The sequence below is a fragment of the Slackia piriformis YIT 12062 genome (assembly GCF_000296445.1).
GTDB lineage: Bacteria > Actinomycetota > Coriobacteriia > Coriobacteriales > Eggerthellaceae > Slackia > Slackia piriformis.
This window is the reverse complement of sequence record NZ_JH815198.1, coordinates 1,069,035-1,094,757: the sequence shown is the minus strand read 5'-3', so window position 1 is coordinate 1,094,757 and position 25,723 is coordinate 1,069,035. Positions and strand designations below refer to the sequence as shown.

28 protein-coding genes are annotated in these 25,723 nt (G+C 59.2%); 23 read left to right on the top strand and 5 right to left on the bottom strand.

The features are described from left to right. The first annotated feature begins 127 nt into the window (after positions 1-127). From HMPREF9451_RS04870 to dusB, 17 genes are all read left to right on the top strand, one after another. Positions 128-919: a dihydroorotate dehydrogenase electron transfer subunit gene (locus HMPREF9451_RS04870; protein WP_009139192.1), complete on the top strand. Its 792-nt coding sequence runs from the start codon at positions 128-130 to the stop codon at positions 917-919. Then, complete coding sequence (locus HMPREF9451_RS04865; RefSeq protein ID WP_040626063.1) at positions 919-1,833, top strand: dihydroorotate dehydrogenase; 915 nt, start codon at positions 919-921, stop codon at positions 1,831-1,833. Before HMPREF9451_RS04870 ends, HMPREF9451_RS04865 begins: the two co-directional genes overlap by 1 nt. Continuing rightward, a complete protein-coding gene (gene pyrF / locus HMPREF9451_RS04860) occupies positions 1,827-2,537 on the top strand; it encodes an orotidine-5'-phosphate decarboxylase (protein WP_009139190.1) in 711 nt (236 codons plus the stop codon). The genes HMPREF9451_RS04865 and pyrF overlap by 7 nt, the downstream gene beginning before the upstream one ends. 204 nt (positions 2,538-2,741) lie before the next feature. After that, the gene (gene mihF, locus HMPREF9451_RS04855) at positions 2,742-3,050 is read left to right on the top strand and encodes an integration host factor, actinobacterial type (protein WP_009139189.1); all 309 of its coding nucleotides are present in this window, start codon (positions 2,742-2,744) and stop codon (positions 3,048-3,050) included. A 15-nt stretch (positions 3,051-3,065) separates the two neighbouring features. Continuing rightward, complete coding sequence (gene gmk, locus HMPREF9451_RS04850) at positions 3,066-3,629, top strand: guanylate kinase (RefSeq protein ID WP_009139188.1); 564 nt, start codon at positions 3,066-3,068, stop codon at positions 3,627-3,629. A 17-nt stretch (positions 3,630-3,646) separates the two neighbouring features. After that, the gene (locus HMPREF9451_RS04845) at positions 3,647-3,907 is read left to right on the top strand and encodes a DNA-directed RNA polymerase subunit omega (protein ID WP_009139187.1); all 261 of its coding nucleotides are present in this window, start codon (positions 3,647-3,649) and stop codon (positions 3,905-3,907) included. Positions 3,908-3,977: 70 nt separating this feature from the next. After that, positions 3,978-5,273: a tRNA uracil 4-sulfurtransferase ThiI gene (gene thiI / locus HMPREF9451_RS04840; RefSeq protein WP_009139186.1), complete on the top strand. Its 1,296-nt coding sequence runs from the start codon at positions 3,978-3,980 to the stop codon at positions 5,271-5,273. A 160-nt stretch (positions 5,274-5,433) separates the two neighbouring features. Further along, a complete protein-coding gene (locus HMPREF9451_RS04835; RefSeq protein ID WP_009139185.1) occupies positions 5,434-6,183 on the top strand; it encodes a helix-hairpin-helix domain-containing protein in 750 nt (249 codons plus the stop codon). Next, positions 6,180-8,429 carry a DNA internalization-related competence protein ComEC/Rec2 gene (locus HMPREF9451_RS04830; protein ID WP_009139184.1) on the top strand — a complete coding sequence of 750 codons (2,250 nt, stop codon included), beginning with the start codon at positions 6,180-6,182 and terminating at the stop codon, positions 8,427-8,429. Before HMPREF9451_RS04835 ends, HMPREF9451_RS04830 begins: the two co-directional genes overlap by 4 nt. A gap of 24 nt (positions 8,430-8,453) precedes the next feature. Further along, on the top strand, positions 8,454-9,425 hold the full coding sequence (holA, locus tag HMPREF9451_RS04825) for a DNA polymerase III subunit delta (protein WP_009139183.1): 972 nt from the start codon (positions 8,454-8,456) through the stop codon (positions 9,423-9,425). A 237-nt stretch (positions 9,426-9,662) separates the two neighbouring features. After that, the gene (rpsT, locus tag HMPREF9451_RS10205; protein ID WP_009139182.1) at positions 9,663-10,169 is read left to right on the top strand and encodes a 30S ribosomal protein S20; all 507 of its coding nucleotides are present in this window, start codon (positions 9,663-9,665) and stop codon (positions 10,167-10,169) included. A gap of 211 nt (positions 10,170-10,380) precedes the next feature. Then, positions 10,381-10,968, top strand: a complete 588-nt coding sequence (yihA, locus tag HMPREF9451_RS04815; protein ID WP_009139181.1) for a ribosome biogenesis GTP-binding protein YihA/YsxC — start codon at positions 10,381-10,383, stop codon at positions 10,966-10,968. 128 nt (positions 10,969-11,096) lie between these two features. After that, positions 11,097-12,902, top strand: coding sequence for a translation elongation factor 4 (lepA, locus tag HMPREF9451_RS04810; RefSeq protein ID WP_009139180.1), 1,806 nt, complete (start codon positions 11,097-11,099; stop codon positions 12,900-12,902). 63 nt (positions 12,903-12,965) lie between these two features. Beyond that, positions 12,966-13,745 (top strand): 4Fe-4S binding protein, encoded by a 780-nt coding sequence (locus HMPREF9451_RS04805; RefSeq protein ID WP_040626061.1) that lies wholly within the window; start codon positions 12,966-12,968, stop codon positions 13,743-13,745. 194 nt (positions 13,746-13,939) lie between these two features. Continuing rightward, on the top strand, positions 13,940-14,461 hold the full coding sequence (locus tag HMPREF9451_RS04800) for a nitroreductase family protein (RefSeq protein WP_009139178.1): 522 nt from the start codon (positions 13,940-13,942) through the stop codon (positions 14,459-14,461). Beyond that, positions 14,461-15,573: a radical SAM family heme chaperone HemW gene (gene hemW / locus HMPREF9451_RS04795; protein ID WP_009139177.1), complete on the top strand. Its 1,113-nt coding sequence runs from the start codon at positions 14,461-14,463 to the stop codon at positions 15,571-15,573. The genes HMPREF9451_RS04800 and hemW overlap by 1 nt, the downstream gene beginning before the upstream one ends. After that, positions 15,557-16,588 (top strand): tRNA dihydrouridine synthase DusB, encoded by a 1,032-nt coding sequence (gene dusB / locus HMPREF9451_RS04790; RefSeq protein WP_009139176.1) that lies wholly within the window; start codon positions 15,557-15,559, stop codon positions 16,586-16,588. The genes hemW and dusB overlap by 17 nt, the downstream gene beginning before the upstream one ends. A 186-nt stretch (positions 16,589-16,774) precedes the next feature. Here dusB and HMPREF9451_RS09820 read toward each other — a convergent pair whose 3' ends face one another. From HMPREF9451_RS09820 to HMPREF9451_RS04765, 5 genes are all read right to left on the bottom strand, one after another. After that, the gene (locus HMPREF9451_RS09820; protein ID WP_148508522.1) at positions 16,775-17,020 is read right to left on the bottom strand and encodes a hypothetical protein; all 246 of its coding nucleotides are present in this window, start codon (positions 17,018-17,020) and stop codon (positions 16,775-16,777) included. A gap of 234 nt (positions 17,021-17,254) precedes the next feature. Next, positions 17,255-17,434: a hypothetical protein gene (locus HMPREF9451_RS04780; protein WP_009139174.1), complete on the bottom strand. Its 180-nt coding sequence runs from the start codon at positions 17,432-17,434 to the stop codon at positions 17,255-17,257. Positions 17,435-17,554: 120 nt separating this feature from the next. Then, positions 17,555-18,253 (bottom strand): EcsC family protein, encoded by a 699-nt coding sequence (locus HMPREF9451_RS04775; RefSeq protein WP_009139173.1) that lies wholly within the window; start codon positions 18,251-18,253, stop codon positions 17,555-17,557. Positions 18,254-18,317: 64 nt separating this feature from the next. Beyond that, a complete protein-coding gene (locus HMPREF9451_RS04770; protein ID WP_009139172.1) occupies positions 18,318-19,139 on the bottom strand; it encodes a hypothetical protein in 822 nt (273 codons plus the stop codon). Positions 19,140-19,183: 44 nt separating this feature from the next. Beyond that, a complete protein-coding gene (locus tag HMPREF9451_RS04765) occupies positions 19,184-20,062 on the bottom strand; it encodes a MerR family transcriptional regulator (protein WP_009139171.1) in 879 nt (292 codons plus the stop codon). Positions 20,063-20,299: 237 nt separating this feature from the next. Between HMPREF9451_RS04765 and hrcA the strand changes: the two genes are divergently transcribed. The 6 genes from hrcA to ybeY are packed head-to-tail and all read left to right on the top strand — an operon-like array spanning position 20,300 to position 25,387. Then, positions 20,300-21,304 carry a heat-inducible transcriptional repressor HrcA gene (gene hrcA / locus HMPREF9451_RS04760; protein ID WP_009139170.1) on the top strand — a complete coding sequence of 335 codons (1,005 nt, stop codon included), beginning with the start codon at positions 20,300-20,302 and terminating at the stop codon, positions 21,302-21,304. A gap of 24 nt (positions 21,305-21,328) precedes the next feature. Next, on the top strand, positions 21,329-22,468 hold the full coding sequence (gene dnaJ, locus HMPREF9451_RS04755; RefSeq protein WP_009139169.1) for a molecular chaperone DnaJ: 1,140 nt from the start codon (positions 21,329-21,331) through the stop codon (positions 22,466-22,468). A gap of 10 nt (positions 22,469-22,478) precedes the next feature. Further along, positions 22,479-23,681, top strand: a complete 1,203-nt coding sequence (mtaB, locus tag HMPREF9451_RS04750; RefSeq protein WP_009139168.1) for a tRNA (N(6)-L-threonylcarbamoyladenosine(37)-C(2))-methylthiotransferase MtaB — start codon at positions 22,479-22,481, stop codon at positions 23,679-23,681. After that, entirely contained in the window at positions 23,678-24,079 is a 402-nt protein-coding gene (locus tag HMPREF9451_RS04745; RefSeq protein WP_009139167.1) for a diacylglycerol kinase family protein, read from the top strand. The genes mtaB and HMPREF9451_RS04745 overlap by 4 nt, the downstream gene beginning before the upstream one ends. A 15-nt stretch (positions 24,080-24,094) precedes the next feature. After that, the gene (locus HMPREF9451_RS04740) at positions 24,095-24,892 is read left to right on the top strand and encodes an RsmE family RNA methyltransferase (protein WP_009139166.1); all 798 of its coding nucleotides are present in this window, start codon (positions 24,095-24,097) and stop codon (positions 24,890-24,892) included. Between the two features lie 3 nt (positions 24,893-24,895). After that, positions 24,896-25,387 carry an rRNA maturation RNase YbeY gene (gene ybeY, locus HMPREF9451_RS04735; protein WP_009139165.1) on the top strand — a complete coding sequence of 164 codons (492 nt, stop codon included), beginning with the start codon at positions 24,896-24,898 and terminating at the stop codon, positions 25,385-25,387. Positions 25,388-25,723: the final 336 nt, after the last annotated feature.

Below are 25,723 nucleotides of genomic sequence, written 5' to 3'. Positions count from 1 at the left end.
ATTCTGCTACTTCGCGCAACGTGGAGTCCCGCTTGAGCAAAGGCGGGTACAATAATGCCATGCGCGCCGAAACGTGTCGTTTCAGCGCGCGCAATACGTGTCCAACTCAGAGAGACAAGGTTTCGACATGTGTGATTGCAGCCCATCGAAACACTTCGACGAGAAAGCCCGCGTGCTTGCCAACGAGCAGCTGGGTCCTCGTCTGTATAAGATCACGCTTGCGGCGCCGAGGATGGCCCGTGCCATTCGCCCCGGCCAGTTCGTCCACATGCAGCTTCCCGGTATGGAGGCGCATATTCTTCGCCGCCCGTTCTCGGTGTATCGCTCCAATGTTCAAGACGGCACGATCGAGATCATCTACCAGGTAGTAGGCGAGGGCACGGCCTTCATGACGCAATACGCCGAAGGCGTCGAGTGCGCCTTAATCGGCGCTATGGGTCGCGGGTGGCAGCCTGTTGACGGCAACATCCTGCTTGTCGGCGGCGGCGTTGGCGCGGCTCCGTTGTTCCTGTTCGCCGAAGAGCTGGCGCAGGCGGGTCGTTCTTTCGAGGTGATTCTGGGCGCTCAGACCGAATCCATGCTGGTTACGCGCGCCGATTACGCGCAGCTCCTCGGACGCGATCCTATTCTGGCTACTGATGACGGCTCGGTCGGATTCTCTGGTTTTTGCACCGAGCCGGTGCGCGAAGCGCTTGCGACGGGCGAGTACGATGCCGTGTATTGCTGCGGCCCCGAGCCCTTGATGCGCGCCGTCGCCGGCATTGCCGAGGACGCGCAGGTGCCGTGTTGGATTTCCATGGAGAAGCGCATGGCGTGCGGTGTGGGCGCGTGTCTCTCGTGCGTGGTGGAAACGGTTGCGGGCAAGAAGCGCTCCTGCGTGGACGGCCCGGTCTTCAACGCGAAGGATGTGGTGTGGTAATGTCGCTGAATCTCGAGGTCAATCTGGGCGGGCTCGTCATGCCCAATCCCGTAACCGACGCGTCGGGCACGTTCGCCGCAGGCCGCGAATACTCCGATTTCGTCGACGTATCCCGCATGGGGGCTATCACCACCAAGGGCGTCTCGCTCAATGGATGGGAGGGCAACGACTCTCCTCGCATCGCCGAAACGCCGAGCGGCATGCTCAACTCCATCGGTCTGCAGAATCCCGGCGTGAAGCATCTGTGCGAAGTGGACCTTCCGTGGATTAAGGCCCAAGGGATTCCTTCCATCGTGAACGTTTCGGGCCACAGCATCGAGGAATACGTGCAAGTTCTCGAGGCTCTCGAGGAAGACGGCCAGGCCGATGCGTACGAAATCAACATCAGCTGCCCGAACGTCGACGCTGGCGGTCTGACCTTCGGCACGCACGTTCCCAGCGTGACTGCGGTGGTTTCCGCTTGCCGCGAAGTGGCGACCAAGCCGATGATCGTGAAGCTGTCTCCCAACGTGACCGATATCACGGAAATCGCGCGCGCCGCCGAAGCGGCCGGCGCAGACGCCATCTCGTTGATCAACACGCTTTTGGGCATGGCGATCGATGTCGAACGCCGCCGTCCCAAGCTTGCCCGCGTCGTCGGCGGCTTGTCGGGCCCTGCGGTCAAACCCGTTGCCTTGAGGATGGTGTGGCAGTGCCATCAGGCCGTCAAGGTTCCCCTTCTGGGCATGGGCGGCATCTCTACGGGCGAAGACGCCATCGAATTTATGCTCGCCGGCGCCACCGCCGTTGCCGTGGGCACGGCTAACTTCGTCAATCCCCATGCAGAAAACGACGTGCTCGACGGCATGATCGCGTATTGCGAGCGTCAAGGCGTCAAGGACATCAACGAATTGATCGGAGGACTCCAGTGCTAGCAGCTTACGAAAGCACCCCGCGTGCCGACCGCGTTATCGTGGCTTTGGACTGCGATCGCCAGACGGCGCTCGACCTTGCGAAAAAACTCCAGGGCAAGGCAAAATGGCTCAAGGTGGGCATGACCTTGTACTACGCAGAGGGTCCGCAGATCGTCGAGATCTTCAAGCTTTTGGGCTTCAAGGTTTTTCTTGACCTGAAGTTCCACGATATCCCCCATCAGGTGCAGGGCGCGGCGGCTTCCGCGGTCGAAGCTGGTGCCGATATGATCACCATGCATGCCGTAGGCGGCATTCCGATGATGCAGGCGGCTCAGGCTGCCGTCGACGAATCGGGCACCGAGGCCGATACCCTCGCCATTACGGTTCTTACCAGCATGAACGAAGAGACGCTTGCTCAGACGGGTGTTTCTCGTGGGGTCGGCGAGCAGGTGAAGGCGCTTGCTGCCTGCGCTCAAGAGGCGGGCCTTTCGGGCGTCGTCGCTTCGCCTCAGGAAGCCGCCATGCTGCGCGAGCTGCTGGGCCCTGATGCGTTGATCGTTACTCCGGGTGTGCGTCCTGTCGGCGCTGCGCTGGGCGACCAGAGCCGCGTTGCCACGCCGAAGGCCGCCTTTGACGCGGGCGCTTCTCATATCGTGGTGGGCCGCCCGATTACGCAGGCGGACGATCCCGCAGCCGCCTTTGATGCCATCGCTGCCGATCTTTAGGCGTGTGACCAGGGACGCAGGTTACCTTGCGCACATGCGCCGTGTCATGTAATATCCACACCTTGATGCTTGTACGGCGGTATTTTCAACGATAATGCCGCCGTAATTGAAAATACGGGCAAGACTTGTTGAAACGTGCGTCTCATGTGGTATTATCCCGTATCGCTGCATCGAGAGGCAGCAGATATCGAAGGAGAGAATACAATGGCAATTCCTCAATTGAGCGCTGAAGAGCGTCAGGCAGCTTTGGAGAAGGCAAAGGCCGCCCGTATCAAGCGTGCGCAGGTCCGTGACGACCTCAAATCCGGCAAACTGTCTTTGGAGGATGTCCTTGGCATGAAGGACGACCCCGTGGTTGGCCGCATGAAGGTCTCCACGCTCATCGAAACCCTCCCCGGCTACGGCAAGGCGAAGGCCGAGAAGATCATGGCCGAGCTGAAAATCGCCGAAAGCCGCCGCCTCAAGGGCCTTGGCGAGCGTCAAGAAGCAGCTCTGCTCGATCGTCTTCGCTAACGTAAAGGAGCATCCATGCGTACAGGGAATCTTTTCGTCGTGTCCGGACCATCTGGCGCTGGCAAAGGAACGCTTGTTTCTCGCGTGATCGAGAGGGTTCCCGATGCATGGCTTTCCATCTCAGCCACCACGCGCGATCCGCGCGAGGGGGAGGTGGATGGCGTTCACTATCTTTTCAAGTCGGATTCCGATTTTGATTCGCTGGCCGAACGGGATGGTTTTCTCGAGTGGGCTCAGGTGCACGACCATAAATACGGCACGCCGAGGGCTATGGTCGAGGAGCATATTGCCGCAGGCGATCAGGTCATTCTCGAGATAGACGTTCAGGGCGGCTTCCAGATTAAAGAAAAGGTTCCTTCCGCGCACCTGGTCTTCATCGAGCCCCCTTCGCTCGAAGAGCTTGAACGAAGGCTTCGCGGTCGCGCAACGGAAACCGAGGAGAGCATCAAGTTGCGTATGAAGAATGCAGAGCTAGAGCTTTCTCGGAAAATGGAGTATGATATACAATTCGTGAACGACAATCTTGATGTATGCACGGATGAACTTGTGGCATATATCGAACGTCAAGCAGAGAATTAGACGAGGAACGTATCTATATGAGCATCATCGATCCCAAAATTGACGTCTTGTTGGACGCCACCGACAACGACCGTTTTCTTCTGTGCTCTTTGGCATCGAAGCGCGCGCATGATATCAACGACATGATGCGCGGTCAGCGCGATCGCGCCATTCAGCTTTCCAGCGCCGTCGAAATTGCCAAGGCAAACAACAAAAAGCCGCTTTCCATGGCTTTTTCCGAAATTGCTCGCGGCGAGGTCTCCTACGACCCCGAGACCATCGATATTTCTCAGCATTAAGCACTGCTTGTGAATGTGTCTTATTAAAGGCTCGCTTCTAGCGAGCCTTTTTACGATATAAGGGAGCACCATGCCTCATTTTCAGCGAATCAGCCTGGTTCATTATCATGAGCTGGGACTCAAGGGCCACAATCGTTCCACGTTCGAGCGCCATCTCATGCGCAATCTCTCCTCCTTGCTCGAGGACGCGCCCGTCGAAAAGGTGACGCGTATTTCCGGTCGCGTTCTGGTCATGTACCAGGCGTCCGCAGACGCTTCGGAAATCGCCGAGGCGGCAGACCTTATCGCGCGCGTCCCCGGCGTTGCGCGCGTTTCGTGCGGCTTTGTGTGCGACCGCGAGCTCGACCAGATGTACGCCGCGGCGGATGCGGCCCTTTCGGAAGCAGGGGCCTTCGATACGTGGAAGGTGGTCGCGCGTCGCAACCACACCGATTTCGAAATCGACTCCATGGAGATGAACCAGCTGGTGGGGGCGTATCTGTGTGAACGCTACCCCGATAAAAAGGTGAAGATGAAGCATCCCGACGTGGAGGTGCACGTCGAGGTGGTACAGGGCCATTCCTACATTTACGCGCAAAGCATTCCCGGCGTGGGCGGCTTGCCGGTGGGAACGGCGGGCAAGGTCGTGTGCCTGATGTCTTCGGGCATCGATTCTCCTGTGGCGGCGTGGCGCATGGCTCGTCGCGGGGCCACCTGCATAGGCGTTCACTTCTCCGGTCGCCCCCAGACGGCGTCGACATCCGAATATCTGGTCGACGATATCGCCCATGTTCTCGAGCGCTTCGGCGGCATAGCTCGCGTATACGTGGTTCCGTTCGGCGATTACCAGCGCGATATCGCGGGGATGGTTCCTCCTGCGCTGCGGATCATAATCTATCGCCGTCTCATGATGAGGATCGCCGAGCGAATTGCCCGTAGGGAAGGGGCGAAGGCGCTGGTGACGGGGGAGAGCCTCGGCCAGGTTGCTTCTCAGACCCTTGACAATCTCGCGGCGACAAACGCGGCGGTCGAGATGCAAATCTTCCGTCCGCTGATCGGCAGCGACAAGCTTGAAATCATCGCCGATGCGCAAAAGCTTGGCACGTTCGAGATTTCGAGCAATCCTGCTCCCGACTGCTGCACGTTGTTCATGCCGCGCAGCCCCGAGACCCATGCGAAGATCGCGGACGTCGAGGCTGCGGAAGAGGCGTTGCCGTGGCAGGAGTGGATAGAAGAGATCATGGAGAATCTCGAGCTGCACGAATACCGCTGCCCTTCGTCATACCGCGTTCGCGATGCGGCCCGTGCCGCCGAGCAGGCGCAATCCAGCTCAAGGGTCGCTGATGCCGACGCTGCAGTCTCGCAAGGAACGGTGCTGTTCGGGTAGGCGCGGCTGTATGCGCGGTGCGCACGAGGAAGGCCGTATGAATCTTGCACGGTGCCTACGCTGATTCGAGCAAGAAAAGGCGCGGTGGCGAGGCAAGGTTTCGAAAAGGTCGCTTTGGCACGATGGGGACAGGTTTCCCGTCGTGCAAAGGATGTTCGCCATGCCGTTTTCTCGCTCTGCGTACAACTTGAAATCAAGGCTTCATATCTCGCATATTCCCACGCCGGCGCTGGTTGGTGCCGGCGTTTTGCTTATCGCGGCGCTTGCGGGCGTAGCGGCGGGTTTCGTGTCTTTTTCGGGGAAGTCTCCCACGTTCGAGGTGGTAGCATCCGAAGACGCCGAAGGCTCCTTTGAAGCGAAGGAGGGCGCGGATGCCTCCGAAGAGGGCCAAGCGGCGCCTTCTTCGGAGCCGTCGCAGCGCTCGGGCGCCGATCAGGATTCTGCCGTTTTGCCGACGTTGGCGGTTCATGTTTCCGGCGCCGTCGCATCTCCGGGCGTGTATGAGCTCGAAGAAGGAGCTCGGGTGCGCGATGCTGTGGAAGCTGCGGGCGGTTTTGCTGCCGAAGCTTCTCAGGAATCCGTTAACCTCGCACGCAAAGTGTCGGATGGCGAGCAAATCTTTGTCCTCACCGTCGAAGAATTCGAAGCATCGCCGAGTTCGTCTTCCCCTTCATCGGGTTCTTCCGACGCCGGCGCGCAGGGTTCTTCCGGTGCAGGCGGTCTTGTCAACATCAACACGGCGGGTCTCGAAGCGCTTGATTCTCTGCCTGGCGTCGGGCCGGCAACCGCTCAAGCCATTCTCGATGAACGCGAGGCGAACGGGCCGTTCGCCTCGATCGAAGATATCCAGCGCGTAAGCGGCATAGGCGAGAAGAAGTACGAAAAGCTCAAAGGGAGCATCTGCGTATGATGCGCATGCTCGACGAGGGCGCCGTCGAATATGATCGCGTCGGAAAGGGCGATGCTGGCAGTACGTCCGAAGGAGCCGTTGTCTCGAGGGCGCCGAGCATTCCCGCTCGTCCGTCGTTTCCTCTGACTCTCGGCTGCGCCCTCGTGGTTTGGGCCGTTGCCGCGGCGTTGTTTTTCGTCACCTACCATCCTGGACAATCGCGCATTCCCGATTCTCTTCAGTCAGGTGTTTACGAATTCGAGCTGCTGGAGGATGCGCGGCAAGGCGATTTCGGATTCAGCGCGCTGGCTCGCATCTATCATGCGGGGAGATCTTACGATGTGCGCATTCTCTACGAAGGATCCGAGCGATTCATGGCGCGGGAAAGGGTGACGGCGCAGGCGTCGTTTTCCGATTTCTCGGATGCGTCCGACATGCGCTATGCGCAGCAGGGGGTTGTGGCGTCTGCTCGGCTGGATGATGTTGCCCTCGCCCCTGACCAGGGTCCTCTTGCCATTCTTTCCGGCCTGAGAAAGAAGGCCTGCGCCGCCTTCGACTCCATCGAAGGAAAGGGCTCCGCTCTGCTTCGAGCCCTGACCGCGGGAGACAGGTTGAACCTCGAAGAGGACGGCCTGTACGAGGACATGAAGGTGCTCGGGCTCGCTCATATCGTGGCGGTTTCCGGCTCGCACCTTTCGGTCGTTGCGGTTTTGGTGTCGGCCTTGCTCACGCGCCTCGGCTGTTCGAAAAGGCTTCTTTCTCTGACACTGTGCTTCTTCTATGCCTTCTATGCGGTCTTCACGGGCCTTTCGGCCCCCGTGCTTCGCGCCGCGGTCATGGCTTCGGTGGTCGTTCTTTCCATTTGGGCGAAGAGGCGCTCGCATGCGTTGTCGGCGTTGGGGGCGTGCGTATGCGTGCTCATCGCGCTTCATCCCGAAAATGCCCTGTCGCTTTCGTTTTTCCTCTCTGCTGCATCGACGCTCGGGGTGATCGTTTTCTCCCCTTTGTTCTCCTTCTGGATGGAGAAGCTGTGCTCGGGGCGTGTCCGTGCGCTTTGCGATGCGTTTGCCCTCACGTTTGCGGCGAGCCTTCCCATATTGCCGGCAACGGTGGCGGTCTTTTCTCGTCTTCCTCTTCTTTCCCCGCTTGCCAATCTGATTGCCGCTCCGGTGTTCACGGTATTTCTTACGGGAGGGCTTCTTGCTCTTGGGCTGCATGCGGTTGCGCCCGCTGCGGGGTCGGCGGCGCTTGCCATTCTCGCGCGCGGAGCCGATGTTTTTTGCGCCGGGGCCGAAGCGGCCGCGCGGCTTTCCTGGTCTTGCATTCCCGTTGCAGGGGATATGCTTGCAGTCGGTTTCGTCGTCGCGTGCGTTGCGGGGTTTTTGTGGGCGCGGTGGCCCGATCCAAGTGCGAAGGCGCTGCGCTTGGGACTGTGCTTCGTGCTTGCCGGGGGCGTTGCGTATCTGGCGGTGGTGCCGTATGCGGCGAAAGACGAGGTGGTGATGCTTGATGTGGGGCAGGGGGATGCGTTTTTGATACGAAGCGAAGGAGCGAGCTTGCTGGTGGATACGGGAAACCAGGAGCAGAAGCTGCTCTCGGCGCTTGCGCGGCACGGGGTTTCGTCTCTTGACGGCGTCGCTATCAGTCATCATGACGACGACCACTGCGGCTGCCTCGGCGTTTTGTCCGCGAATATCGTTGGAGACGTGCTGCTTTCCTCCGAAACCTTCGTCTGCGGCTGCGACGACTGCGTGCAGCTGTTGTCGGCTGCTCGAGATGCCGTAGGGGACGGGCGCGTGCGGAGCGTGAGCGTGGGCGATACGGTGCGCGTGGGGAAATTCACGTGCACGGTCGTCTGGCCGTATTCGTTCGAGGAGGAAGGAGGCAATGCGGACAGCCTCTGCCTTTTGGTGTCGTTTGACGCCCAGGCGGACGGCAGCCCCGAATCGAGCGTCCTTTTGACGGGCGATGCCGAGGCCGCCCAGGTACGTTCGATGATGGACGAGGCGCGTATCGGTGCGGTGGAGGTGTTCAAGGCGGGCCATCATGGAAGCAAGGCCGGGGTCGACGAAGGATTTGCGGAAAGAACCGGAGCTCAGGTCGTGCTTATAAGCGCAGGCAAAGGCAACCGGTACGGGCATCCTTCCAAGGAGGCTTTGAGCGAATTCGAAGAATCAGGCGCAAGGGTGTTTCGCACCGACACGCAGGGGGACGTAACCTGTCGGTTCGAGGGCGATAGGGTTTCGGTGTTCGCTCAGAAGCCCTGAGGCGACCTGCGCTATACTGTGCCTATGACTGATACTAATGCTCTTTTGCCCGCATACCTCATCAACGGAGAAGATGAACTCAAGCGCGAGACCGTGCTGAAGCGTCTTCATGCCCGCATTGCGAAATTGGGGGATATCGATTTCAACCACGACGTCTTCCACGGGGAATCGGCCTCGGGCGATGACATCGTCTCTGCCTGCAATACCGTCCCCTTCGCGAGCGATGTCCGCCTCGTGGTGGTCCATGCGGCCGACGCCCTGAAGAAATCCGACGCCGAAGCCTTGGTGACGTATCTTTCCGAGCCGTCACCAAGCACGGTGCTGTGCCTTGTGGCTCGTAAGCTCGCGAAGAATACACGCCTGTACAAGGCTGTTGCCGCCGTGGGCAAGAAGGCGGTTATCGACTGCGCGCCGATGAAGAAATACGAGCTTCCCAAGACCGTTCGCGCCATGGCGGTCACGCACGGTATCACTCTCGACGACGCGGCGGCGCAGCACTTGATCGAGCTGGTAGGGGAGAATACGGTTCATCTGGATGCCGAGCTGAAAAAGCTCGCCCTCTCCCATACGGCGGGAGGACGGCCCCTTGGCGTAGCCGAGGTCGATGCCATGGTGAGCCGCACCGCCGAGGTGAAGCCGTGGGAGTTTGTGGACGCTTTTGCCGCCCGCGACATGCGGCTTTGTGTAGACCTTCTGTCGAAGATGGACAGCGCGTCTCCTTATGCGCTCGTCGGCATGTGCGCGACGCGCTTGCGCGAGCTTGTGACGGCGCATTCGCTCGCGGCCCGCGGGCAAAGCGGGACGAAAGCCCTTGCGACCCAGTTGAAAGTGCCCGAGTGGCGCGTGAAAAACCACATGGGCTGGGCTAGGCGATGGAAACCCTCCGAGCTGCGCCATGCGTTCTCAAGCGTTCGCGAATGCGAGCGTATGATGAAAACCGGATCGGATCCGGATGAGACGTTTCTTCGGTGGCTGCTCGATACGTTTCGTGCCTGATGCAGAATATCTGGGAATTTCCTCTAATTGCAAAACTTCCCTTTGACGTGGGGAGTTGTTTCATATAAAGTATATCGTCGCTTGTGCGCCATGCGGGCCTTGTCCACATGCCCGTCGCGCCCGGTGATTCGGTGCTGCCGATGAGGGCGTACATACGTGCAAGCATGCGGCAAAAAGGCCGCGAAGCGAACAGGTTCGTCTGCTCGTTACACCCCAATGCAACTGGAGGAAAGAACTGTGGCAAACATTAAAAGTCAGAAGAAGCGTATCCTGACCGCCGAGAAAGCTCGCATGCGCAACCGCGCAGTCAAGTCCGAGCTGAAGACCGCCGTCCGCGCGGTCCGCGAGGCTGTTGCAGCCAAAGACGGCGTCAAGGCTTACGTTGCCGCTCAGCATGCATGCCGCCTGCTCGACAAGGCTGTTTCCAAGGGCGTCATCCACAAGAACCAGGCCGCCAACCGCAAGAGCGGCGTCATGGCTCTTGCCAACACCGTCGTGACCGCAGAAGACATCGCCGCTGCTCCTAAGCGCGAGAAGAAGATGCCGGTCGCGAAGGGCGGCACCAAGAAGGCTGCCAAGAAGGCCGAGCGTCAGGCTGCTTACGAGGCTGCTGCCAAGGAGAAGGCAGTCCGCCGCGAGGCTACCCTGAAGGCCGAGGCTGCTGCTCATGAGGCAAAGGCAAAGGCTGCCGCCGAGGCCGCTGCTGCCGAGGCTGCCGAAGAGGCAGAGGAAGCTGCTGAATAAGCATCTCGCGGTATTTCCGCACTTTTAAGGGGAAGGAGGCTCCGAGAGATCGGGGCCTCTCTTTTTATGCGCCGCCATCCAGGAAAGCTGGCGGGTCGTCCATAGCGCGCGTGCCGCGTCGCCGCTTCGTCGCATGCCTGTTTCCTGTTTTTTGAGGGAAGCCGCATCGAATCGGGTACCATAACAGGCGAAATCCAAGACAGGAGAACCGATGAATTACCATAATGTCAGTTTTGCTGCCGCGTACGGAACGTCGGGGCAGCTTCCGGCTTCGACGCGTCCCGAGGTCGCCTTCGTGGGTCGCTCCAATGTCGGCAAGTCATCCTTGCTCAATAAGCTTTTCAACCGCAAGAAGCTTGCCAAGGTTTCTTCGAAGCCGGGCAAGACGTCTACCATCAATTTCTTTAATGCCGAAAACTCTCATTTCGTAGACCTTCCGGGGTACGGATATGCCCAGGTCTCGAAATCCGAGAAGGTGCGTTGGGCCGAGATGATCAACGGCTATTTCGAGCAGGATCGCAATTTCACGCTCGTGGTCTCCCTGATCGACATTCGCCATCCTGCCACATCGCTCGATGTACAGATGGTTGAATTCCTCAAAGAGGCGGAATTGCCGTTCATGATCGTTCTCACCAAGGCGGATAAGCTAAGCAAATCGCAGATCATGCGTCAGAAGGCCGCGCTGCGAAAGCAGCTTTCCTTCGGTCCCGAGACGGAGGTTGTCGCATGCTCTTCGGAAAGCGGACTGGGCATCGACGAGCTCAAAAAGGCCATCGAGCGCCATCTTGCCGAGGCATAAAGAGCCGTTCGTCTTCGCGCCTTGCCGTTGAAACGATACAATACGCTGTGCGCATCGCAGGATATGATGCGCACCTTAAAGACGCTATTCAATTATTCGCGTGACATCGAAGGAACGTATAGGACATCATGGCAACCGATCCTCGCTTTATCAGAAATTTCAGCATCATCGCCCATATCGACCACGGCAAGTCGACGCTTTCCGACCGTATTCTCGAACTCACGGGAACGGTCTCGAAGCGAGACATGACCGAACAGCTGCTCGATAGCATGGATATCGAACGAGAGCGCGGCATCACGATTAAAAGCCAGGCCGTGCGCGTGGACTACACGTCCGACGACGGTCAGAAGTATCAGTTCAACCTGATTGACACGCCGGGTCATGTGGACTTCACCTACGAGGTTAGCCGCAGTCTTGCGGCATGCGAAGGCGCCGTGCTCGTGGTGGACGCCACTCAGGGCGTGGAAGCGCAAACGGTCGCGAACGCCATGATGGCGATGAACGCCGACCTGGAAATCATTCCGCTTATCAACAAAATCGACCTTCCCGCCGCCGAGCCCGAACGCGTGAAGGAAGAAATCGAAGACGGCCTCGCTATTCCTGCGGACGATGCGATTCTCGCCAGCGGCAAGACCGGCGCGGGTATTCCCGATCTTCTCGAGGCCGTAGTCCATATGATTCCTTCCCCCGAAGGCGATCCGAAGGCTCCCTTGCGCGCGCTTATCTTCGACTCTTACTTCGATGCCTACCGTGGCGTTGTTGCCTTGATTCGTGTCGTGGACGGCTCGATCAAAAAAGGAGATGCGGTTCGTCTGGTCAACGCGAAAACCGAGATGCAGGTCGAAGAGGTGGGCGCGCGCCGTCCCGCCGAGATTGCGCTTCCTGAGCTTTCGGTCGGCGAAGTAGGATATTTGGTCACTGGCTTGAAAGACGTATCGCAGGTCCGCGTGGGCGACACGATCACCTCCAAGGTTGGAGGCGTCGAAGAGCCGCTTCCGGGCTATCGCGAGGCTAAGCCCATGGTCTATACGGGCTTGTTCCCGATCGACGGAGACCAGTACGAGCCGTTGAAGGAGGCGCTGGAGAAACTCTCCCTCAATGACCCCGCGCTTATCTGGGAGGCGGAGAATAGCCATGCGCTCGGCTTCGGGTTCCGCGTGGGATTCTTGGGGCTGCTTCACATGGAGGTTATCAAGGAGCGTCTCGAGCGCGAATTCGGGCTCGACCTGATCGCTACCGCCCCGAGCGTGGAATACCACGTATACAAAACCAACGGCGACATGGTGAGCCTTCATTCCCCCCAGGATATGCCGGACCCTTCGCATATCGACCATGTTGAAGAGCCGTACCTGAAGGCGACCATCATGATTCCGCCCGACTACGTGGGCGCGGTTATGGACCTCACCGTCGCGCATCGTGGAACGTTCAAGACCATGAACTATCTGTCCACTACCACGGTGGAGATGATATGGGAGATTCCGTCGTCCGAGCTGATCTTGGATTACTTCGACCAGCTCAAAAGCCGCACGAAAGGCTATGCCAGCCTCGATTACGAGTATCTGGGCTATAAGCCGGGCGCGCTGCAGAAGCTTGATATCCTGCTTTCGGGCAAGCCGATCGATGCACTCTCTTTCATCGTCCATAAGGACAAGGCGTACGACCGCGGCCGCGTGCTGTGCGAGAAGCTCAAGGAGATCATCCCTCAGCAGATGTTCGAGGTTCCTATCCAGGCGGCGGTCGGCGGGCGCGTCCTGTCCCGCCAGACGGTGCGCGCAAAGCGCAAGGACGTCTTGGCCAAGTGCTACGGCGGCGACATCTCTCGCAAGCGCAAGCTGCTCGAGAAGCAGAAGGCCGGCAAGAAGCGCATGAAGGCCATCGGCAACGTAGAGGTTCCCCAGGAAGCCTTCATGGCCATCCTCAAGGTGGACGAATAGACCGGGTCTTTTTCGCGGCGGCTCCGCATGGCGCGGGGCCGCTGCTGTCGAAAGGGTGCGCTTATGGAGACGAAGAAGATGTATTCCGTGGTCTTTTCCGCCACGGGGTCGACGAAGACCATCGTAAGGCGGTTTTGCCGCGCTTTCGGCGTCGATGCGGAAGAGTTCGATATCACGCGCGAAAAAAGCCAGGTCAATCAAGCGTTCGATGCGGGCGATCTTGTGGTTTTCGGCGTTCCGTCGTACGGAGGCCGCGTTCCTGCCCCCGCGCTTGACAAGATTGCGGCGTGCGAAGGCAACGGCGCCTGCGCGGTTTTGGTGGTTTCGTACGGCAATAGGGATATCGACGACACGCTTCTAGAGCTTGCCGACGCGGTGGAAAAGGCCGGTTTCCGCGTTGTTTCCGCGGCTGCATTCGTCGCGCAGCATTCCATCTTCGAAAGGGTCGCGTCCGGCCGGCCCGATGCCGCCGATTTTGCGGACATAGACGCTTTCGCCAAAAAAACGAGCGAGAAGCTCCCGTCCGCCTCTTCGTGCGACGATATGTCTGTCGTGCGGGTGCCGGGCTCTCGGCCTTACCGTGAATTCGGGGGCGTGCCGTTCATTCCCGAGATCGTGGGAGCGTGCACCGCTTGCGCTCGGTGCGCTCTCGAATGTCCCGTGGGCGCCATCTCCTTCGAGAATCCGAAGTCGATCGATGCCGCCCGATGCATCTCGTGCATGCGATGCGTTGCGGTTTGTCCCCTGAAAGGACGTTCGGTGTGCGGCCTCAAATTCAAGATGGCGGCGGGTGTTTTCACGGCGAAGCATTCGAAGAGGCAAGGCTCCCGCATCTACCTCTAGGCATCCGCCGGAAAGCCGCGGTGCGGACGGGGCGTCCATGGCACGGTGCGCCTCGCGGGGCGCATTTTGCTTCGTGTCGGAGCGCGCGTTTCGATCGCGCTTCGCGTTCGTTTCGTGACGCGGGAAGCATTCACGGGCCCTCCGTGCGGGTGCGGTCTATAATTCCCGCGAAAGACAGCGAGAAAGAGGCGTTTATGAAGACGAACGAAACCATCAAGACGATTCTCGCGCGCCGAAGCGTGCGCTCGTTCACAGACGAGCCGATCGCGCGTGAAGACCTTGAGGCCATCGTCGCCTGCGGCCCTTGGGCTCCCAGCGGCATGAACCGGCAAGAATGGACGTTTACCGTTGTGCCTGATCGCAAGCGCATCGCCGTTTTGGCGGGCGTGATTGGCGAGGTCCTCGGCCGGGAGGGCTATGACATGTATTGCCCCGCAGCCATCGTCATCGTCTCTCATGTCAAGGAAAGCCCATGGGGCAAGCAAGACGATTCCTGCGCCATGGAGAACATGATGCTCGCCGCTACGAGCCTCGGCATCGGCAGCGTCTGGATCAATCAGCTCGAGGGGATATGCGACAACGCTCGTATTCGTGCACAGCTCGATGCGTTCGGCATTCCCGAAGATCACGAGGTCCACGGCCTTGCGGCCCTTGGCTATGCGGCCGATGACCTCCGCGTTCCTGTTCGTAAAGACGTCATCAGATGGGTGGAATAATGCCTCACGATCCCTATAAAGCGCTCTATATCCATCTTCCGTTTTGCAAGCATCGCTGCGCGTATTGCGATTTCGCCACGCGCGCCGTCGACCGCGATAGCCCAGAAATCGGCGAGTACATAGAGCGGCTCATTCTCGATATCCGCCGCAAGGCGAAAGAAGGCGAGCTTTCCGCGATAGAGACCGTCTACCTCGGCGGCGGAACCCCTTCCTATATCGGCTCGAAGCATCTTTCGAACCTGCTGTACACGCTCGGGGTTTCCATGGACTTGACGCCCGATGTGGAATGCTCCATGGAGGCGAATCCTGAAAGCATCACGCCCGAGCTCGTCCGAGACATCTATGCGTTGGGCGTCAACCGCCTTTCCATCGGCGTGCAGAGCTTCGACGACGGTCTGCTCAAGACGCTTGACCGCGTGCATGACGGGGCGCGCGCCGAAGAGGCCGTCCGCATGGCTCAGGAGCGTTTCGAAAACGTCTCGGTCGATTTGATGTGCGGCATACCGGGGCAGACGCCCGAGATGTTCCTCGAAAGCCTCCGCAAAGCTATCGATCTCGGAGTCACCCACGTGAGCGTCTACCCTCTGACGATCGAGGACCACACGCCTTTTCGCAACATGGTGGATGCCGGCGAGATAGAAGATGTCAACGAAGAGCACGAGGCCCTTATGATGGCCATGGCTCCCAACGAGCTTACGCCCGCCGGGTTCCATCGCTACGAAGTGGCAAGCTACGCAAAAGAAGGCTACGAATGCAGACACAACATAGCCTACTGGACGGGCGTTCCCTACCTGGGGCTGGGTACCTCCGCTGTCACCATGACGCAGAACTCTGCGCGCCGCATGCGCGTGCAGGACGGCGAAGTGGTTGACGACCTTGACCGCAGGCAGATGGCGGCAGAAGATCTCATGATGAAGATGCGCATGTGCCGTGGCGTCTCCGAGGACGAGGTCCGTGAAGCGGCGCTGCTTCTTCCCGAAGTGCTCGAGGTGTATCGCGGCATGGTGCGCGACAATCTGGTCGAGCGCAAAGGCGGCCGCTACATGCCCACGTTCGGGGGATGGCTTCTGGGCAACGAACTGTATGGGAGGCTCTATGAGCTGGCTCCGTAGCCTTTTGTCAGACCGGGTTTCCTCCGATGCGGTTCCCGTGCTGCTTGCCCCCATGGCGGGAGTGAACGACATCGCCTTTCGCCAGCTGTGCATTGAATGCGGGGTGGACCTTACCTATACCGAGATGGTTTCTTCGAAGGCGCTTTCGTTTGCCAACGAGAAGACGCGCCATCTGCTCGACCGTGCTTCCAACGAAAGCCGGGTGGCCGTGCAGCTGTTCGGCCATGAGCCGGATACCATGGCCCGCGAGGCCGCATGGGTCGAAGAACAGATGGGCGATGCGCTTGCGTATATAGACATCAACATGGGATGTCCGGCTCCGAAAATCGTGAAGAAGGGCGACGGCAGCGCGCTGCTGAAGACTCCCGATTTGGCATGCGATATCGTGCGCCGGGTTTCCGGGGCGGTTGAGCATCCGGTCACGGTGAAGTTTCGCAAGGGGTATTGCGCAGGCGAGGACTGCGCGGTCGAGTTCGCCCGCATGGTGGAAGACGCCGGGGCGGCCGCCGTGGCGGTTCATGGCCGCACAGCCGCCCAGTTCTACACTGGCGTTGCTGATTGGGACGTCGTCGCGCGCGTCAAGCGTGCGCTCAGCATTCCCGTAATCGGTAACGGAGACGTGAAAAGCGGTTCTGACGCTGTGGCTCTTGTGCGGCAGACGGGGTGCGACGCGGTGATGATCGGTCGTGCCGCGCAGGGTAATCCGTGGTTGTTCTCTCAGGTGAAAGCTGCGCTTTGCGGCAAGGACGAGCCTGCGCCGCCTTCCGCCGAGCAGCGCGTGGCCATGGCGCATCGGCATGCGGAGCTTCTTTCTCAGCGCATGGGGAACAACCTCGTGTACATGCGCAAGCATGTCATGTGGTATCTGAAAGGCATACCAGGCGCCGCCCGTGCTCGGGGCGATTTGAACCAATGCGTGACCATCGACGATTTTGATGCTGTGCTTGAGCGTTTGCTTGAAGACCGCGTGCGCATAGAGGCCGAAGAAGCGGCGTATCTAGGCGGCGATGCCTAACGAGGCTTGCGGGCTATGATGGAAAAAGCAAGCGGAATGCGAGGGAGGCCGTCTGGCATGCGCACGGTCGTTCCAGCCTTCAAGGTTGTCGTTGACGGCGTTTGTCGATTTTGACGGGACTATGCGCGCTCCTCGGTCGTTTTCAATGCATTGGGCGGGGCGTTTTTTGGGGTTCGTACGCGTGGTTTACATCTCGCGCATGTATGTCTCAAGAAAATCGATGAGTTCTTCGCCATCTGATTTATCGGCCAATCGGTAGACTATTTTTTCGCCATTGTGTTGCATGATTTCCGCATGCCAGATATCGCGTTCTTTTTGGGCGAAAATGCTCGATGCCGCTCCAAGCAATGCTCCCGGAAGCGGTCCGTATGGCGTATGCGACCATCCGAAAGCGCCTGCGGCTATTTTCATCAGGGGGTTTCCGGTATCCACTTTCTCGCTTTTGCTGAAAAGGCTGCAATTCGCTATAGATAAAGATTCGATGGTTTGTCCGAGCGAATCGACTATCTCAATGCCGTCCCCGTCCCGAGACATTCTCATTGTGCGCGGACGGCTTTCGATGGGGTTTCCGTTGTTGTCTTCGGTGATTTTCAACACGGTTATTTTGCAAGGCTTGATGTATACGCACTTTTTCGTGATTGTCGCGCTATAGCGTGGTTCGGGTTTTCAATTGGCTGCGTCTGCGGTGGTTTTTGTCACCGCTTCGAAGGCTTGGCCGATGCCGTCGGCCACCGCTGCGCCGGCCTGTTCGGCGATACGGAAGGCGTCGCTGGCCACCTGCCCTATGCCGCTTCCTATCCCGTTGGCAATATCGCTTGCGAATTTGAGTGGGTCGAATGGGGACATAGGCGTTCCTCCTTTATTCCTGTGTAACGCTACGGGGGTGCCTGCCGTCTCATGAGGCTATTTTCTTCTGATTGCTCCGATGAATCCACCGATTGCCTGCACGGTGTCGCCAACGATGCTTCAGAGATTTATGGCTCCATCGTTCGAAGAGGAGGGCTGAGATATGTCTTCGTGCCTGATGAATACCTTGATGGCGTTTGATGCGATGGCTGCCGTAGAGACGGCGTCGAAGCTTCCCCCGATAATCCCTCCTGCAACAGGAATCATTTTTCCGAGGTTGATGGCCCCTTTTTCGCCGAATTTCGTTATAAGCCTGAATCCGATTTTCTGATTGATTTTGGTAAGAGCTGCTCTTGGGATTTTCTTGATTGCGGCCTCGAGAGTTTTCTCTCCTATTTTTATGCCCGCATCTTTCACGATGTTGGAGGCTGCGCTTCCCGTGAGGCATATGTACGCCATGGTCTGCACTTGGTCTGTTTTGGGGTCGTATCCGCCGATTTTGGCGATGGCTGCTATCATGCGCATTTGCACATAGAGAACGCTGCTTAGATTGGCGGGTATTGCCACGGGCGGGGTGATGAGACCTCCGAGGCCGGCAATGAATCCCGATGTTCCGCATTTTGCAATCTGCGCGGTTGCGAGTTTTTTGGCCGCTTTTTCAGGCGAATTGCTTTTTTGGATATAGTCGTCGGCCAGGTCGTCGACCGGTCTGCTTACTTTGGGAATACCTGTAAGCGTTTTTTCGTAAATCGTGTCGAGAATCCGCCCGGCTTTCTCTTCATCGATTTTTTCGGAGGTGTTCTCTATTGCTTTCGCCATTGGCGGCTCCTTTCGCAAGCGGGTACGGCGTGGTATGCCGTACCCGTCCGTTTGCAGAACTTGTTTAATATCCAACCGCCGCGAGGGCCTGCTCTATCTGGGCGTTGTCGAACTGCATGTAGCGGAGCTCTTCGACCAAGCCGTCGCGCGACGCTCCCGACATGCTCAGTCTGTTTTTGGCGCACAGAATCGCCTGTTCGTTCCAATCGGCGCCGCAATAGTCGGCTGCAAACACTGCGTCTTCGTGCGTGTATCCGTCGTAGGTTTCAAGCCAATCGACGAGATAGGCATACGAGGGGTGCAGCCACGTCAAATAATCGCGGGTCTGCTTCAGGGCGTTTTGCTGGGAAAGCGTTACTTCCACGCTGTATTGCTCCCGCTTTATTTCCGATCCGCATACCGAGCAAATTAACGCCTTTTCTCCCGGTGTGACGGTTCCGTCGCTGTTGATCGCTGCGTCGACGACGATGCTCCAGTCGCCTTCGGTATGGGCGATTTTGGGAATTTCTTCCGTAATCGTCTGCTTGCAGCGTTGGCAGATGCCGTGCTTTTCGCCTGTTTCGGAACAGCTTGCCTCATGCACGGTTTCCCATTCGTCTACATCATGGCCAAGCGGGCTTGCGAAGGTTTCGTTGCAGCGCAGGCATATTTGCGGATCGAGACAAGTGGCTTCTTGTAGGTCGTGTCCAAGAGGTTCGTTTTGCGTTCTTCCGCATACGGCGCATTTTTCGGGTTCGGTGCAGGTGGCGGGCTTCCAATCGTGGAGACAAATGACGTGCGTTGCAAATAATGCGACTACGACAAATGCGGCTGCGGCGATACATGCTGCGGTGATTACGGCCGGTTTTTTCACCATGCGTGCTTTCTCGGAATTGTTTTCGGTCATGGTTTCCCTTTCTTTGTCTTAGATGATTGTCGGCATATCCGTGCTCAAGCGCCGTAGGCTAAGGCGGCTTGTTCGAAAAACGCGAGGAACTCTTCGCCATTGCGAAGTGCCAAAACAATGCGGGTGTATCCCTTCGACGCCCATTTGGTCGCAATGGCGGAAAACATCTCGGTCGAAATGGCATAGGGGATGCCGTCAAGGCTTCTATGGAGCATTTCGACCGCTCGCATGGCGTCGCCCCCGCGGGGGCTTTCTCCGCTCCTCCAGAGCATTTCAAGTGTTTCGACGCCGGCATGCCATGATGCGTCGTTGATTAGGCGGTCGGTTTCGGCCTGCTCGTTTCGGCTCGATTCGGCAATACGTGCGGCGATGCAGTCCACAAGTTCGGATGCCATCAGTCCTTCCAAGCCGCGTGCGTCCTCGGTTTCGCAATCGGCGCGAAGCGAGAAGATTTTTGTGCGTTCGACGAAAGAAATCGTTCTTGCTATCTCGATTTTGCGATCGATTTCGCAACGTTTACGCAAGAGCCGTTCTATATAGGCATCGGCCATTGGTCGTCCTTTCGTTTTCGGCATTGTGATGTCGCGAATCTGCGCGTCCTGCAGCCCGGCCTCTTTTGCAAGCTTTATGACGAGGATGTCGTAAAGCGAATCCTCATCGAAAAGTCGGTAGCCGTTTCCGGGGTTCGTCGTAGCGGGGAGGATTCCCGATCCGCTCGTTTTTCCTCGAGTGCTTGTTTTGGGTTTTTTGCTCCATTCCTGCAGGGTCCGTGCGGGAATTCCAGTCAGCTTGCTCAGTCGACCCGTTGTCCACATGCCTGGTACCTCGCTTTCGCCGACAACGCTAAACTGCGCAACACTTGCGCGGTCAAGGTTTTGCCGACGTATGCGTCGTCTATTGGGGTCTTGGGCTGAAATATCCATGGCTCTCCCTTCTTTCGATGAAGGCAGGCGGTTTGCGTCCTGCCGTAGAAGGGCTTGCGAATTTCGCGAGAAGGCGTCGGTGTTGCTTGCCGCGCGCGGCTGGTTCCCGTTCGACGTGACGGGTTCGTGACGTTTGCGCTTCGCGTTAGCACTCGTGTTTCAAGGCTGCTAGAATCACGTTTGTATGATTCAATGCGCATCGTTGCGCCACAACGTATGGAGGAGGTCTGACGTCTCGTGTTGTCCGATCGTCGACAGAAGGTGCTCCAAGCCCTTATCGAGGACTACATCGTCAATGCGCAACCTGTCGGTTCGCGCACGCTTGTCGATCGCTACAGCCTCGGCGTTTCCTCTGCTACGGTGCGAAACGAGCTTTCGGTGCTCGAGGACGAGGGGTATTTGACATCTCCCCATACTTCGGCTGGCCGCATTCCCACCGACGCGGGGTATCGTGCCTTCGTGGACGACCTGCTCGAAAGGGAGTTCGGCGACGAAACCGAAGGAGACGCATTCGACGAGCTGCGTGATGCGGCTACGAAGATGGACGATCTGATGGATAAAACCTCGGCGGCGTTGACGCGTCTTACCGATTGCCTGTCCATCGTGCTTGCGCCGTCGTTGCTTGCTACGTCGGTCAAGCAGGTGTCTCTCGTGTCGTTTACGCCGCACCGCGCTTTGATGGTGGTGGTCACCAACGACGGACAGGTGCTCGATCGTCATATCGAATTCGCCGACGAAGTCGCCTCCGACGAACTTGCAGGCGTTCAAAACGCCTTGAATGAGGTTCTTTCGGGCAAGTCCATGTCGGAAGTCCGCGGCATCGGGGCGCAGGAGGTCTGCGATGCTCTTTCGAGTCCTCTCGCGCACGTCGTCATCGACGAGCTTATGGCTTGCGTGGACGTGGAGGAATCGGGCCGTGCCCACAGACTGGGCATTTCGTCGCTTCTGAGCAAGCCTGAATTCAGCAACGCCGCCGCAGCGCTACCGGTGCTGCAGGTGCTCGAGGACGATACCGTTCTCATGCATCTTTTCGACGATGTCGCAAGCTCGGGCAATCCCCTCGAGGTGCGCATCGGCAGCGAAAACGATGCGAGCCAGCTTTCCGGCGTTTCCGTGGTGGCGGCCCAGTACGGCCCGTCCGACGCATCGGGCGTCGTCGCGGTCATCGGTCCGACGCGTATGGATTATTCGAAGGTCATCAAGGCTGTTCGCGCCGCGCGAAGCGCACTGCGCGACCTGTAGACAATAGGAAGGTAACCAATCGTTATGGCAAAAGACCTGTACGCGATTCTTGGCGTGTCCAAGACCGCTACCGACGATGAGATTAAAAAGGCGTTCCGTCGCAAGGCGCGAGAGCTGCATCCCGATGTCAATAAGGCGCCCGATGCCGAGGAGCGCTTCAAGGAGCTCAACGAAGCCTATGACGTGCTTTCCGATTCCACGAAGCGCGCCCAGTACGACCGCTTCGGCACCGTTCCGGGCGCGGCTTCGGGTCCTGGCGGCGGCGGATACCAGTATGTGGATTTCGACGATTTGTTCGGCGGCGGCTTCGGTGGCATGGGTGATTTGTTCTCGAGCTTCTTCGGCGGTGCTGCCGGCGGCCAGGCGAACGTACGCAAGGAAGGTCGCGATATGGGCGTCGGCCTGCGTCTGACGCTTGAAGAAGTGGCGGCGGGTGCGAAAAAGGAAATCGTCTACGACCGCCTCGCCCCCTGCGAAGCGTGCAGCGGCACGGGCATGGGCGAAGACGGCCATGAAATCGATTGCCCCGAATGCGGAGGTCGCGGACGCGTGGTGACGGTCCAGCATACGTTCTTGGGCGACATGCAGACGGCGAGCACCTGCCGCAACTGCGGCGGCACGGGCAAAGTCATCGAGAACCCCTGCGAGGAATGCGAGGGCCAGGGTCGCATCCCCGATCGCCAGCACGTCACCGTGGAGGTTCCCGCAGGCATCCGCGAAGGCCAGCAGCTGCGCGCGGGCGGCTTCGGCGAAGCGGGCATGCATGGCGCCAAGGCGGGCGACCTCATCGTGACGTGCCGCATTCAGCCGCACGAGTTCTTCGAGCGCGAGGGGGACAACCTTCATGCGCGCGCGAACATCAGCTTCATCCAGGCGACGCTTGGCGCGGAAATCGAAATAGACGGCATCTTCGAAGACGAAAAGGTGCAGGTGCGCATTCCCGAAGGGTGCCAGAACGAGCAAATTGTCCGCGTCAAGGGCATGGGCATGCCGCGCCTGAACTCCGATTCGCGTGGTGATATGTACGTGCATATCAACGTGCTCATTCCGAAGAAGGTCACCAAGAAGCAGCGCGAACTGCTCGAGAAGGTGGCGCAGGAATTCGGCGAAGACGTAGCCTACGCGCGCAGCCCCCTGCAGCGTTTGCGCGATGCGTTCAATTAAGGTGCGAGACGTGGCTGAAATCCTCGACGGCTGTGGCCGTGCATTTCATGTCGTCAACCTGGGCTGCAAGGTCAATCGCGTGGAAAGCGACGACTTTGCAGCTCGTCTGCTGTCCCAGGGCGCTTCGTGCGTCCCTCTTTCGGAGGCGAGCCTCATCATCGTGAACACCTGCACGGTGACGGGGGAGGCCGAGAAGAAAACCCGCAAGGCGGTGCGCCAGGCGCTGCGCGCGAACGATTCTGCGCGCGTTGTGGTGACAGGTTGCGCGGCGGCCATCGACCCTGATACGTACGCATCCATGAGCGAACGCGTGTCGGTGGTTCCCAAAGGGAGGCTGACGAGTCTTTTTGACGAGGCGGTTGCCGCGTCCGAGTCTTTGCGCGTGGGCGCCGAGTTTCCGACGCGCGTCGGCGTGAAGGTGCAAGACGGCTGCAACAACGCCTGCACGTATTGCATCGTGCACGTAGCGCGCGGCAAGGCATGGTCCCGTCCGCTTCCCGATATCGTCGAAGAGGTGCGCACGCTGGTTGGAGCAGGTGCGCGCGAGGTGGTCCTGACCGGTATCAACCTGGGGTCGTATCGCTTCGAAGGCGCCTCGCTCGCGGGGCTTTTGAAAAACCTCCTCGAAGCAACTCCCGACACGGTGCGTTTTCGCGTCTCGTCCGTCGAGCCGCGCGATGTCGACGACGCCCTGATCGACCTCATGGCGCGTTCGAACGGGCGCATCTGCCGCCATTTGCATCTGCCTTTGCAGTCGGGCTCGTCGCGCGTGCTCAAGGAAATGGCGCGACCGTACAAGGCCGACTATTTCGAGAATCTGGTAGCGAAGCTGCGCGCCGCCATTCCGAGCCTTTCGCTTTCGACCGACATCATCGTAGGTTTTCCGGGCGAAACTGAAGAGGATTTCCTGGAAACGTGTCGTGTGGCAGAGACGTGTCGATTCTCGAAGATTCATGTCTTTCGCTACTCGAAACGCGAAGGGACTCCTGCGGCTAAGCGCACAGACCAGGTGGCGCCTGAGGTGAAGGCCGACCGTGCGAAAAGGCTCGAGGCGCTGGGAGCCAAGCTGCGGGCGGATGATTTTGCGGCGCGCAAGGGAATGGTCGAATACGTTTTGGTGGAAACGGACGGCGCCGCGACGACGGAAAGCTACCATACGATCGCGGCGCCCGCGCAGACTTTGCCGGGAGATGTCGTGGAGTGTGTGCTATGAGCGAAAGACAGCCGAGCGGACTCGATCTGAAGGCGCAGAACAAGTTTTTCAAGTCGTTTCGCTACGCCGCGCAAGGCGTTGTCTCTGCGGCGGGCGAGCGCAATTTCAAGGTGGACATAGCGGCCGCGGCGTGCGCCTTGGCTCTGTGCGCCTTGCTGCAGGTGCCTCTGTGGGGATGGGCCGCCGTCGTCGTCTGTATCGGTGCGGTACTTGCCGCCGAATGCGTCAACACCGCCATCGAGGCGGTGGTCGACCTCGCATCGCCCGACATCCATCCGCTCGCCAAGCGCGCGAAAGATTGCGCCGCAGGAGCTGCGCTCATTCTCGCCGTTGCAAGCGTGGCCGTTGCCGGCATCGTGTTCGTTCCCGCCGCATGGGCGCTGTTTCTCGGGTGCTAGCCGAAAGGATAAGCCGTGTCTCTTCATCATTTTTTCCTCGACGACCAGGTTATTGCGGAAGAAACCCAGGCGGAGTTCGCCTTGCGCCTTGCCGCCGACGACCGCAAGCACGCCAAAGTGCTTCGTTTGGGGGCGGGCGAGCACATTAGCGTCGTCGATGCTGCACGCGATTACTTCGAGTGCGAGATCGTCTCGGCGGATTCCGGCGATATCGTCGTGCGTATCGCGCAGCGCCTCGAGGCCCCGGCGGACGAGCCGAACGTCATCCTGGTTCAGGGCCTAGCCAAGGGCGACAAGATGGACGACATCGTGCGCCACGCCACGGAAATCGGCATCGCCGGATTCGTTCCTTTGTCCTGCTCGCGCTCGGTCGTCAAGCTCGACGAGAAGCGCAAGGCTTCGAAAACGCAGCGTTGGCGCGCCATCGCCAAGTCGGCCGCCATGCAGAGTGGGCGCCTATCCGTTCCCGAGGTATGCGACCCTATGACGGTTTCGCAAGCGGCGGCGTTTCTGAAGAACGCGACGGCCGTGCTGGTATGCTGGGAAGAGTGCCCGGCAACGTCCACCATCGCCGGTGCGTTCGCCTCGGCCTTTGCCGAATGCGGGGTGGTAGACCCCCGCGATGCGCGCATAGCGGTGGTCGTTGGGCCCGAAGGGGGGCTTTCGGCGGAAGAGGTGGACACGCTTACCGAAGGGAGCCGCGCATGGCCCGTAACGCTTGGTCCGTCTATTCTGCGCACCGAGACGGCGGGCGTGGTCGCCCCTGCGCTGGTGATGTACGAATGCGGAGGAATGGGAAACGGAAAGAGGTAGTCGATGAACATCGCCGTTGAAATCGAACACGGGGCCGATATCGCCGAAGGGGTGGATATCGAAGGGATCGCCCGCTACGTGCTGGCCCAGGAAGGCCAGCCGGAAACCACCGAAGTTTCCATCACGCTGACCACTGACGAGGAAGTCCATCGTCTGAACAGGGAATTCCGCGGAATCGACCGACCGACCGACGTTCTTTCCTTCGAATGTGACGGATTCGACGACGATTTCGACGAGGGCGGCGCCTACGAAGATGCCGGCGTACCTGATGACGAGCCGTTTTTGCTCGGCGACATCATCATCGCCTCTGACGTTGCGCGTGCGCAGACCGAACAGTTCGGCACCACGCCCCAGCAGGAGCTTTATGTACTTCTGGTGCACGGTCTTCTCCATCTGTGCGGATGGGACCACGTCCATTCCGACGAAGAGGCGGAGGAGATGGAGGCTCGCGAGCGTGAGATGCTTGCCGGGTTCGGTCTGCCGGGAATCAGGTAGACATCGCCTCTGAGGCGACGGCGCTTTGAGGCAAGGGGGCAAGAAGGCAGGTTTCCGGCAATGATGCTGCGTATTTCGGACGGGCTTTTACTGGAAACACAGAAAGAAAGTCTTTATCGGGCGCGGCCATCCTGCTATACTTCTACGTCGGCTTCTCAAGCGCGCCGTTTCATGTCGGAGCAAACGGTACCACCCGTGGTCCGCAGCGTTTCCATCCGACCTCTGCTAGGGTGCCAGACAGTCCAGGGTCTTTAAGGGCTCGGCCGATTCGGGCATTGCGTGCGATGCCTCGCGTGCGAACGCGCAGGTCGAACCCGAAAGAGCGCTTAGGCCACG